A 12419-nucleotide genomic window follows, 5' to 3' on the forward strand; every position below is an offset into this window, starting at 1 on the left:
AAATGAACACTAACGATCAAATGAACACGGAAGAAAATGTGTTAACTGAACAAGTAGTTCCAACAACAACTCAAACTCCAATCAAAAAAACTAGAAAAGAAAAGTTCAATGCATTCTTGGAAAAAAGAATGACAAAAAAAGTGTGACCAATACTTGTACCATTTTTTATTGTTATGATTTTCCTAATTGTTATTCCAATCATTTCTGTTGTTGTATATTCAATTATTGAACCAACAGGAAACATAACAATTTTCAAATTCAATTTAGATAACTTCATTAAATTTGTAACAACTACATCACTTGTGTGAATGCTGGCACTTTCAATATTGCTAGCGTTAGCAGCAAGCTTAATATCAATTCTAATTGCCTATCCAATGGCGTATATTTTATCAACATTGAAATCTAAGTTTATGGCTCGTAATATTTGGTTATTGGTAACAATGCCAATATGAGTAAATATGATTTTGAAATCAATCGGATTACAATCGTTCTTCCATTTAATTGGTGGAAATATGTTGGGTACTCAATTTGCAGTTATTGTAGGAATGGTTTACATGTTCTTACCATTTGCAGTTGCTCCAATTTATAACGCACTAGAAGGACAAGATCCAATTTATGTACAAGCATCTTTGGATCTAAAAGCATCTAAATGAAGAGCATTTAGAGAAATAACTTTAAGACATTCAATGCCTGGAGTAATTACTGCGTTTTCATTAGTTCTAATTCAATCAGCTACGTCTCTATTAATTGTGAGATATATGGGTGATGGGAAGATAACACTAATTACTTCTATTATCGAATCTTATTTTACACAAGGTACTAACTTTGGTTTTGGTGCTGCAATTTCAATTGTGTTGGCTATTACTATTTTTATAATAATTTTATTATCAAACCTATTATCTAAAAAATTTGAAGAGGGGAAAAAGAAAAAATGAAAAGATTCTTTCAATCAAGTTATTTAGTAATTATTCTATTATTAATGTACATCCCCATATTTGTAATGATGTTGTTTTCATTTAACTCATCATCAAATATTACAGATTTTACTGGATGATCATTTGAATGATATGGAGAATTATTAAATAATTCACCGTTCCTAAAATCGATTACAACTAGTTTGTTTGTAGCTATTACCTCAACAATTATTTCAATTGTGATTGGAGTAATGGCCGTGGTTGGTTTATCTAGGTTATCTGTAAAGAGACAATCAAGATGAGTGTCTATTGCAAACATACCATTAATAAATGCAGATATCATTACTGCAGTTAGTTTAATGGTTGTATTCCTTATACTAGGATTCAACTTTGGTATATTCACATTAATTGCTGCACACGTTTCATTTAACGTTCCGTATGTAATTATTACTGTTATGCCATTTTTGAAACGTGTGGATAAAAACATAATTTCAGCTAGTGAAGATTTAGGTTCATCACCGTTCCAAACATTCTTTAAAGTTGTTTTACCAATATTAATTCCATCAATTATTACTGCGTCAGCAATATGTTTTTCAATGTCGTTTGATGACTTCATAATTTCATATTTCACAGGTGGAGATCAAACTAACGTTTCAACATTTATTTATACTGCTAAAAAAATTCAACCATACATCAATGCTTTTGGTACGTTGCTTGTTATTACTATTTTCATGGCAATCCTTGGATACAACATTGTGAAAGGAATTTCATATAGTGCTGAGAAAAAAAGAAACGCCGTTAAAAAGGGTGAATACAAAATTAAGAAAATTAACGGATATGAAAATAAGATTGAATTGAACAATCAAATTATTGAATCTGAAACAAGAAAGGTTAAAACAAAAAATATTATTAATCTGATCAAGTATAGATTTTTGTTATTGAGAATTAGAATTGTTAAAAACAAAAACTACTACGCAAGGGTTTCTAAATTAGAATGAAAAATTGAAGTTCTAAATAAAAAAATCACAAGAGAAGCCAACGCTCAAATCTCGCATGATTCTTTAGTTTATAAAGTGAACAATTTAAAATCAAAATTAGAAAATGAATTAAATAAAAACAAATCAGAAAAAATTGAAGCTCAAATTCTAAAACTTGAAAAACGTATTGAAAAAGCATTAGATTTAATTGAAAAAGTTAAACATGAAACATCTGTCAACGCAGAAAAAGCTAGAGAAATTCAAGAGTGAATTGAAGAGTTAAAAACTGATTTGGTTAACAAAGAACATGGTGAAGTTTATATTAAAAAATCAAAACAAAAAATCATTAACCTGACAATCAAACGTCAAGAAATTTTAGATGGTAAAAGTAAAAGAAAATTAAACGGTAGTTTAATTAAACTTAACCAATTGAAGCATACTCAAGATGAAGAGCTAGTAATTTTATTTATAAATTTAGAAGATCTAAAAAAACGCGTGTTCAAAGAAGTGCCGTTGGTGTTACATTTTGATTCAGCACATTCTTGAGACGAAGTTTCAAACAGTTCAGAATTAACAAACAAAAGAGTTGAACTGCTTGAAGCAATCAAACAATCAATCAGAATGGAAAACGAAGAATTAAATCTTAAAATTGACTTTATTAAAAACGAAGAAACAATATTAAAAAATAAATACTTCCCATCAAATGATGAAAGTGGGTATTCAAAAGGTAAAAGTTATATTCAAAGAACTTGAAAAACATTTGCAACAATATTTATTTTAATTACATCATTTGGATTAATCACAACTGCATATGTTATGAATAATATTTATGACATTGTAATTGGAAACTGAGGTAGTTATATTGATCCGATTGTAATTAAAAAGTTTGAAGATAAATATGATGTTAAAGTTAACTACCAACAATATGATTCAAATGAAATTCTGTATAACAAAAATATTACGTTTAGATATGATGTAATGGTTCCTTCAGATTACATGGCAGTTAAATTAGCGCAAGACAATTACTTAATGCCAATTGATTGAGAACTAGTAAATAAATACAATGAAAATATTGATGTGAAAGTTAATGAAAACGGTATTGTGCCAGATGGTGGTAACGGAGCAATTGATAAAGCTTGATTTGATCAAGTGCAAGAATCTGAAATTATAAATGAAGACATTGATATCAATAGTACACTTGCAGCGTATGCTGCACCATTCTTTTGAGGAGATGTGAGAATCGCATTTAATACACAAAACAAATCAGTGAATAATTTTTTAGCAGAACAAAAAATTACACCAGATGAAAAAGGCTCAATTGACTCAAAAGAATTATCATGAAATATATTATGAGATGCAGCTGAAGCTGGATTGAATGTAGCATTAAATGAAGACCCGAAAAACTTCTTAATGTACGGACTTGGTAAAAATGGAAGCGTTAATCCAAGTAGTGATGAACAAATCGAAACTGCCACTAAAGACTTAAAGAAATTAATAAAATACAAGTCAGTTGGTTTATATACTGATCAATTAATTGAAAAAGTTCAAACAGGTAACTTTGATGTGGCTGTGCTTTATAGCGGTGATTTAGTTAGCTCAACATATACTTGAATGGCTGATCGTGATTTAGGTGTTGATACACCACCACCATTTGCACAAGGTTATGTTGGCAAAGAGGTTGATGGTATAACTCAAGTTACAAACCAATGAACTGATAGTATGGTTATTTCGAACAATGCTAGAAATACAGAGTTGGCACATAAATGAGTGGCATTTATTTTAGAAGAAGAAATACAAAAATTACAACTAGATTACTCAGGATATAGAGTAGGACTTGAGACGGAAAATTCTAAAGAATTAAAATTCGAGTACCCATTCTTAGATGAGTGATTTGAAATTGCAAAAGAAGGTGAAGCCTTTAAATACAATGAAAAGTACGACGATAAAATAGTTGAAGCGTTCAATGAAATTAGGGCATCAAAATAAAATCCGACCTAGGATTTTATTTTTCTTTTTATTGCCAAATAAAAGTTTAAAATAATTGTGCGAGGATAAATATGATGGCAAGAAATAGAAATGGGAAATCAACACTTTTTATTGACATTATTACATTGGGTATATCAGCGTTAAGAAGAAAGAGAAGAGCTCGAGGTCGAGTAAAGAAATTACGTTACGAGATGAAAGAGTCTGGAAAATTTAAAAATCATAACAAACGTTATGAAAAATAAAATTATTTAACTTCTATAAAAGCTGTAGAGCAATCAAAAAAATATTATTTTTAAATAATATTTTTTATTCTAATTAATTTAGAATAATTTTAATCGGTAAGGAAATATTAAAAGTGAAAGTAATTATTATAGGTGGTAGTGCAACAGGAATGGGTGTAGCTGCAAAACTAAGAAGAAATTTACAAGATGCAGAAATTGTGGTTTATCAAAAATCATCTTATGTTTCGCTTGGTGCTTGTGGTCTACCTTATTTAGTCGGTGGTGATGTTAAGAATGAAAATGATTTACTTTCAAGAAGCATAGAAGAATTTGAAAAGAGCAGTATAAAAGTTGTTGTAGATTCATCAATCAACAAAATAGATTTTGATAAAAAAGTTGTTTATGGAAACGGTTTTGAAGATACATATGACAAGCTCGTGATCGCGACTGGAGCAAAACCAATAATACCTAATATACCTGGTATTGATAGTGATGGAGTTCACAATTTGACTTCATTAGAAGACGGTGTAAAACTAAAAGAAATGGTTTCTAATAAATCGATCAAATCAATTGCAGTTATTGGTGCGGGATTTATCGGCGTAGAAGTATGTGAAGCTTTATCTAAATCTAAAGCTAAAATTAACTTAATTGAAGCAAAAGAAAATATATTATCAAAAGCATTTGATCAAGATATATCAACAACAATAGAAAATGAATTAAGACAAAATGGAATCAATGTTTTTAAATCGAGACAAGTTGTTGAAATCATTTCAAAAGACAAAAAAGTTTCGAGTATTAAATTTTCAGATGGTGAAACGATCGAAACTCAATTGGTAATTATGTCTGTGGGATTTCAACCAAACACTTCTTTTTTAAAGGATACAAATTTAAAGATGATAGATAATGGTGCAATACTTGTAAATAAAAAAGGTGAAACAAATATCAAAGATGTTTACAGCGCTGGAGATTGTGCCACTTCAAAACATTTAATAACAAATAAAGATATTTATTCACCACTAGCAACTATTGCATCTAAATTTGCAAAAGTAATTGCAGACAACATTTCAGGAAAGAACATTGAATTTTCTGGTTCAATCCAAAGCGCAATGGTTAAAGTATTTTCAAAAGATGCAGCACGTTGTGGTTTAACGGAACTAGAAGCAAAAGAAGAAGGTATAGATTATCAAATGATTTTGATTAATGACAAGAACCTTCCTTCATATATGCCAAGGCAAACTGACCTCTCATTAAAATTAATAATGAATAAAAAAACTAGAGAATTAATCGGAGCCCAAATTATTGGAAGCGATAACTCTATTTTAAGAATTAATGGAGTTGCTTCATTAATATGAACAAAAACAAAAGTGGATGTTGTATTAGAACAAATTGATATGCCTTATGCACCACCATTTTCAAAAACATTGGATATTTTACACATTGCATTATCCAAGTTAAATAAATAGGAGATATATGAATACATTATTTAGCAATAAAATCCTTGCTGATTTTATTGCAATTTCAACATGACAGACATTACTTGTTGTTGTGGCGTTTATTACATTACAAGCTGGTCTGTGAGTGTTTTTAAAAAGATATAAATTACAATTTATGTGACGTGTATTAATTGGGATGACCCTTGGATTGGTGTTCGGTGTGATAGTACAAGCATCAATTGGATTCCCGGACTCAAAAGATATGTTCAAACCTGGTGAAGAACTAGGCGAACTTACCAATGAATTCAAAGATGAGTTCTTATGAATAAAAGAATCAATCATTTGAATTTCGTTATTTAAAAACATTTTCATAGCAGGAGTTATGATGATGTGTATACCAATAGTTTTTCTTGCTGTGTTAAGGGTTACATCCAAACCTGGCGTTAGAGGTTTGGGTAAGATAACTTTAAAAGGTGTTTCTCTGCTTTTGATAAATGTAGCAATAGCATTCATTATCACTTTCTGACTAGGTTACTTAGTTAAGATTGGAGATGGCCAAAACTTAACAGAACAAGTGGTATCTGGAGAAAAACCAGGAATGAAACCAATTCCAGAATTAATTGGAGACTATGTTCCAAATAATATCATCACAGCACTTGCAGGTACTGCAATAATTCCAGTAATGATAATTGCTGCACTAATGGGTGCGTCAATTAGAATTCTTTCAAAAAGAAATAATGATCAAATGACAAAATTTAGAGCAGGAACTGAAGTTGCTTGAAAAATTAGTTCATCAATGATGATGAACTTTATGAAGATACTTCCAATAGCTGTTATGGCAATGCTGACAACATCAATTATTGGTAAGCCAATCGGAGCTTTGGCTTCCATCGGAAAAGTAATTGGTATTGGATACTTAGCATTAGCAATTTGTGTTGGGATACTTACATTACAAATTTTACTATCAGGTATCAACGTTAAACAATGATGAAAAAGAGCATGAGTTCCATTTACACAAGGTTTCGCAACTCAATCAGCATTAGCAACTTTACCAACAACATTAACAACCGTAGAGAGCGAAATGAAGGTCAACAACAAGGTTGTCAGCACAATTGGGTCTATGTCTACAACATTAGGTCTCATGGCTTGTGCTGGAGTCCAGGCAGGTATTACTGCTAGTTTATTGTGAACTGGTACTGCCTCTGATTCAATGGTGCATGCAATGGGTATTGTTCCGTTCTTCTTTGTTGCGTTATTAATTACTGTTATAGCATCATTGGGTATTGCAGGAGTTCCAGGAACTGCCACAATCGTTACAACAGGTGTATTGGGTGGAATGGGATTCGGATCATTCATTGCACCAGTTCTTGCGATCATTCAACCATTAGATGGTTTATTTGATATGGGTAGAACTGGAGTTAATGTACTTGGTGCAAACGCGGTTATGCCAATCGTTGCAAAAAGCGAGGGCTTGATCGAAGATGACTCTCAACTGCTGACAAAAAAAGCAATAGCAAAACAACATCAAATTAGATCGAATAAAGAATTTAAATATTTAATGCAAGATGAAGTTTCGATTAGGTTTGCAACTAAAAATAAAGCACTAAACAATAAAGACCTTTCTAAAGAAGAAAAAATCAACTTAAAACTTGAGTATAAAAATTTTGTTATAAATAAAAAAAATGAATATATCTCAGTTAAAGAAAAATCAAAACAAACTTATATTGATGAAATTGCTTTAATTAAATAAAAAAATGATTACGTAAGTAATCATTTTATTTTCTATCTTTAAAGTAAAGGTCCATTCAGTAGTGGGGTAGTAAGTTTTTTAACTTATCAGTTTTACCGTCTAAATACATAACTTCACAATCAGCATTTTTTGGATTTATTTGAGAAACAAATTCACGGCAAACACCACAAGGTGGAATTACTTTACCGGTGTCGTCAATGGCAACCATTTTAACAATTTCAGTTTCTCCCATTTTAATCATTTCACCAGCAGCTTGTCTTTCGGCACAGTAACCAATTGAACAATGGTTGTTCAAACATATACCTGTGTATAGATTTCCGTCTTTTGTTAACAGTGAAGCGCCAACCATTCCTACTTTGATTTCTGGCCCCAAATGTCTAGTTCCTGTGTATTTTGCACAAGCATCAATCATTGCTTTAAATTCCATATATAAATCTCCTATTGGAATTAAATTATAATACAAACAAATGGTAATTGAAACCAAATTAGAACACATATGTTAATTTAGTAACAATTTACTAAATTAACTTTTTTTGTTCCAATTTTTTATTATTCTAATACTTTTTACAAGAGAAAAGTCTTACAATATAAGTGTATAAATCGTATGTAAGTTTTAAGTAAAATTGCGATTTATGTTTTAACAGGAGATATATGAAGGTAATAGTATTGGGTACCAATCACGCCGGGACAGTGGCAGTAAGAACTTTAAAAAGATTAAACCCAAATTGAGAAATTGTCACATATGACAAGAGTGATGTAATTTCATTTCTAGGATGTGGAATTGCGTTATGAGTAAAAGGAGATTGTAAAGACCCAAAAGGTTTATTCTATGCTTCGTCAGAATTATTAGCCGAAGAAGGCATTATAGTTAAGGCGCAACATGAATGAATAAATATTGATAAAACTAAAAAAGAAGTAACAATTAAAAACTTACAAACAGGTGAAGAATTTATAGACAAGTACGATAAATTGATTGTATCAACAGGAACATGACCAGTCATTCCACCAATCCTAGGGATTGATTTGCCAGGGGTACAAATCTGTAAAAATTATGCACATGCACAATCAATACATGATGCTAATCTAAATCCAAAAATCAAAAACATAACAGTTGTTGGTGCTGGTTATATTGGAGTTGAATTAGCTGAAGCGTTTACGGCATATGGAAAAAAGGTAACTTTGATTGATGTATCTGACAGAATTATGCCAAATTACTTTGACGAAAAATTAACTAAACTAATGGAAGATAGAATGGTTAGAGATGGAGTGTCGATGGCACTAAATCAAAAAGTGGTCGAGTTCAAAGGTAAAGATAAAGTTGATGTTGTTGTTACAGACAAAGGTGAAATAAAAACCGATTATGTAGTATTTTCGGTTGGGGTTAAACCTCAAACTGAAGCACTAAAAGGCAAAGTTGATTTAGATAACCACGGAGCAATAATTACAAATGATTATTGCCAAACATCAGATAAAGATATTTATGCAATCGGAGATTGTTCGACAGTATTTAATGTTGCTACAAAAAAAACTGCACCAATACAATTGGCAACAACGGCTGTTAGAACAGGTATCGTAGCTGCAATCAATATATCGTCAAACAATACTTTGAAGGCTCCGGGATTTACTGGTGCAAATGGTATTTCAGTATTTGGTTTCAATATGGCTGCGGCTGGAATTTCTGAAACATATGCAAAATCTGTTGGAATAGAAGTTGAATCAATTGAGTTCACAGATAATGATCGACCAGAGTTTATGGAAAAATACAAACAAGTATGAATTAAATTAATTTGAGAAAAAAAATCAAGAAGAATTGTCGGTGCTCAAGTTGCTAGCGAAAATAACCATACAGAAGTAATGTATATGTTTGCACTGGCTATTCAAAAAGAAATGGTAATTGATGAAATACCATTAATAGATATATTCTTTTTACCACACTTCAACAAACCATATAACTTCATAACTTTAGCAGGACTTGAAGTTCTAGGGTTGAACTTCTTCAAAAAATAATATGAAACTGCTAGTCTCAAAAAACACAAATGCTAAATACAACTTAGCAGTAGAAGAATTTTTAACATATGAATATGGTTTTTCAGAACCGATATTGTTCATATGGCAAAACGATAATTCAATTATTATTGGTAGAAATCAAAACACTTTTGCCGAAGTAAATATTGATGAAGCCACAAAAGATAACGTCGTAATCGTAAGAAGAAATACAGGAGGTGGAACGGTGTTTCATGATCTTGGAAACATCTGTTATTCATATATTGATTTTGCAAGCAACATTGGTATTGGGTTTAAATTTGTTCTATTACCTATAATCGAATATCTAAATAGTTTAGGACTTTCAGCTGAATTTGCTGGGCGAAATGACTTGCAAATTAATGGTAAAAAAATCTCAGGAAATGCACAATTGCGAGCAAATTCAAAAATTCTACAACATGGAACGTTGCTATTTAATTCTGAAATTAAAAAAATCTCAAATTATTTAAATGTAAATCAAGAAAAACTTAAACACCAAAAAGTTATGTCAGCAAAACATCGTGTTACAAATATTGATACAGAATTAAAAACACTAGGTGTGAATCTACAATTGGAAGACTTCAAAAATGGACTATTAGATTCATTTTACAAAAACAATAAAATTCAACATATTGAATTTTCAAAAGAAGAATTAAAAGCGATTGAGTTAATACAAAAAGAAAAATTTGAAAGTGAAAAATGAACTTTCGAAAAAAACTCAACATTCCAAATATCAGAATCTAAATACATTGAATCTGTTGGTTTTGTTCAAATAAATTTTAATATTGAAAATCAAATAATAACTGAAATTAAAATCTATGGTGATTTCTTAAGTACAAAGAATCTTAATAACTTGTATGTAAGGATTTTGGGTAAGAAATATGACAGACAAATAATAAACGAAGTACTAAACAAAATAGATCTAACAGCATTCTTTGGCCCACACATTACATCAAATGTTTTGCTTGACGTTCTATTTAATAACAGGGAGAAATAAGATGAGTTATAAATATTTAAACCAATTTAATCCATTTAAAAATGAATCAGTAAAAGTGATGGATAAAGATGGGAACATTATTAACAAAAGTTTAATGCCTGAGGTTTCAGACGAAGAATTATTAGAAGCTTACAAAATGATGAACAAATCTAGAATGTTAGATGTTTATCAAAATAAAATGCAAAGACAAGGAAGGCTGCTTTCTTTCTTAACTTCAACAGGTCAAGAAGCGTGTGAAGTTGCATACATCAATGCACTAGATAAAAAGACAGATCATTATGCACCGGGTTATCGAAATAGTGCTGCATGACTAACTATGGGACAAGAAATCAGAAACATAATGTTATATTGATCTGGAAACGAAGCGGGAGGTAGGGCGCCTGATGGTGTTAATTTACTACCACCAAATATTGTTATTGGAACTCAGTTTTCATTAGCGACTGGACTTGCGTTTGCTAAGAAATACTTTGGAGAAAATGGTATCGCAGTTACAAGTACTGGAGATGGCGGGATGAGTGAAGGTGAAACATATGAAGCAATGAACTTTGCAAAGTTACATGAATTACCGATTATATTCATTTCAGAAAATAACAAGTGATCAATTTCTACGCCTACACATGAACAAACAAAGTCTATAAACATGGCCGTAAAAGCAGTGGCAACAGCAATCCCTTCAATTAAAGTAGATGGTAATGATTATCTAGCATCATTTGGCGTAATGCAAGAAGTTGTTCAATATGTTAGAAGTGGTGGTGGACCATTCTTTGTTGAATTTGATACTTATCGATTGGGTGCCCATTCATCTTCAGATTCACCAGATTCATATAGACCAAAAGGAGAATATGAAGAACATGTTCCATATGATCCATTAATAAGAGTTAAGGCTTATTTAATTAAAAAAGGTATTTGAGACGAAAATAAACAAACAAGTTTAGATGAGGAACAAACGCAGTTAATGGCAGAGGAATTTAAATGAGTAGAGGCAAATAAAAATTATGGAATTGAAGATATCTTCAAATATCAATTTGCAGAACTTGAAGATGATCACAAAGAACAACTAGCAGAAGCAAAAGAGTTCTTTGCAAAACATCCAAACTCAATAGGAGGACACCACTAATGGCAGTAATTAATAGTATCAAAGCGGTATCTGAAGCATTAGACGTTGCAATGGAACGCGACAACACGGTCATTGTTTTTGGAGAAGATGTAGGACTAAATGGTGGTGTGTTTAGAGCAACACAAGGCTTACAAGCAAAGTATGGTAAACAAAGAACATTTAATGCTCCGATCTCTGAAGCGATGTTTGCTGGAGTTGGTGCAGGTATGGCAATGGGTGGTATGAAACCAGTTGTTGAAATGCAATTCGAAGGACTTGGACTAGCATCATTACAAAATATCATTACAAATGTGTCAAGGATGAGAAATCGCTCACGTGGTAAGTGAACAGTGCCAATGGTTATTAGGATGCCAATGGGTGGTGGAATTCGTGCGTTAGAACATCACTCAGAAGCACTAGAAGCAATATATGCACACATTCCAGGACTTAAAGTCGTAGTACCTTCAACACCATATGATACAAAAGGATTAATCTTGGCTGCAATTGATTCGCCAGATCCAGTTATAGTTTTTGAACCTACAAAATTATATAGAGCATTTAAACAAGAAGTTCCAGAAGGTCACTACATTGTGCCAATTGGTGAAGCATTTAAAATACAAGAAGGTAATGATTTAACTGTTGTAACTTATGGTGCACAAACAGTTGACTGTCAAAAAGCAGTTGAACTGTTAAAAACAACGCATCCAAACTCAACTATTGAATTAATAGATTTGAGATCAATCAAACCATGAGACAAAAAAATGGTTATTGAGTCAGTTAAAAAAACAGGAAGAATGCTTGTAGTGCATGAGGCCGTAAGATCGTTTTCGGTTTCATCTGAAATTATTACAACAATTAATGAAGTGTGTTTTGAATATCTAAAAGCTCCGCTTTCAAGATGTACAGGATACGATGTAATCATTCCGTATGATGCAGGTGAAGGATTCCATCAAGTGAATCCATATAAAGTATTTGAATCAATGAAAAAAGTTCTTGATTATAAATTTTAATATTGGGAGAATG

At 31.3% G+C, this 12419-nt stretch carries 10 protein-coding genes; 9 read left to right on the forward strand and 1 reads right to left on the reverse strand.

The features are described 5' to 3' along the window. Window positions 1–2: 2 nt before the first annotated feature. The 5 genes from potB (at window position 3) to AACL07_RS00575 (ending at window position 7281) form a co-directional block, all read left to right on the forward strand. Window positions 3–962, forward strand: coding sequence for a spermidine/putrescine ABC transporter permease (potB, locus tag AACL07_RS00555; RefSeq protein WP_338983708.1), 960 nt, complete (start codon window positions 3–5; stop codon window positions 960–962). Then, complete coding sequence (locus tag AACL07_RS00560) at window positions 932–3877, forward strand: extracellular solute-binding protein (protein WP_338983710.1); 2946 nt, start codon at window positions 932–934, stop codon at window positions 3875–3877. Before potB ends, AACL07_RS00560 begins: the two co-directional genes overlap by 31 nt. Before the next feature lie 71 nt (window positions 3878–3948). Further along, window positions 3949–4119, forward strand: a complete 171-nt coding sequence (locus AACL07_RS00565) for a hypothetical protein (RefSeq protein ID WP_338983712.1) — start codon at window positions 3949–3951, stop codon at window positions 4117–4119. A 113-nt stretch (window positions 4120–4232) separates the two neighbouring features. Further along, window positions 4233–5561: a CoA-disulfide reductase gene (locus AACL07_RS00570; protein WP_338983714.1), complete on the forward strand. Its 1329-nt coding sequence runs from the start codon at window positions 4233–4235 to the stop codon at window positions 5559–5561. A gap of 7 nt (window positions 5562–5568) precedes the next feature. Beyond that, complete coding sequence (locus AACL07_RS00575; RefSeq protein ID WP_338983716.1) at window positions 5569–7281, forward strand: cation:dicarboxylate symporter family transporter; 1713 nt, start codon at window positions 5569–5571, stop codon at window positions 7279–7281. Between the two features lie 25 nt (window positions 7282–7306). Here AACL07_RS00575 and AACL07_RS00580 read toward each other — a convergent pair whose 3' ends face one another. Then, window positions 7307–7708 carry a cytidine deaminase gene (locus AACL07_RS00580; RefSeq protein ID WP_338983718.1) on the reverse strand — a complete coding sequence of 134 codons (402 nt, stop codon included), beginning with the start codon at window positions 7706–7708 and terminating at the stop codon, window positions 7307–7309. Between the two features lie 224 nt (window positions 7709–7932). Here AACL07_RS00580 and AACL07_RS00585 point away from each other — a divergent pair, with 224 nt between their 5' ends. The 4 genes from AACL07_RS00585 to AACL07_RS00600 are packed head-to-tail and all read left to right on the forward strand — an operon-like array spanning window position 7933 to window position 12406. Next, a complete protein-coding gene (locus tag AACL07_RS00585) occupies window positions 7933–9288 on the forward strand; it encodes an FAD-dependent oxidoreductase (protein WP_338983720.1) in 1356 nt (451 codons plus the stop codon). A 1-nt stretch (window position 9289) separates the two neighbouring features. Continuing rightward, entirely contained in the window at window positions 9290–10300 is a 1011-nt protein-coding gene (locus AACL07_RS00590) for a lipoate--protein ligase (RefSeq protein WP_338983722.1), read from the forward strand. Between the two features lies 1 nt (window position 10301). Beyond that, window positions 10302–11417, forward strand: coding sequence for a thiamine pyrophosphate-dependent dehydrogenase E1 component subunit alpha (locus AACL07_RS00595; RefSeq protein ID WP_338983725.1), 1116 nt, complete (start codon window positions 10302–10304; stop codon window positions 11415–11417). Continuing rightward, a complete protein-coding gene (locus AACL07_RS00600; RefSeq protein ID WP_338983727.1) occupies window positions 11417–12406 on the forward strand; it encodes an alpha-ketoacid dehydrogenase subunit beta in 990 nt (329 codons plus the stop codon). Before AACL07_RS00595 ends, AACL07_RS00600 begins: the two co-directional genes overlap by 1 nt. The last annotated feature ends 13 nt before the right edge of the window (window positions 12407–12419 follow it).

The sequence above is a fragment of the Spiroplasma endosymbiont of Othius punctulatus genome (genome assembly GCF_964019505.1).
Taxonomy (GTDB): Bacteria; Bacillota_I; Bacilli_A; order Mycoplasmatales; family Mycoplasmataceae; genus TIUS-1.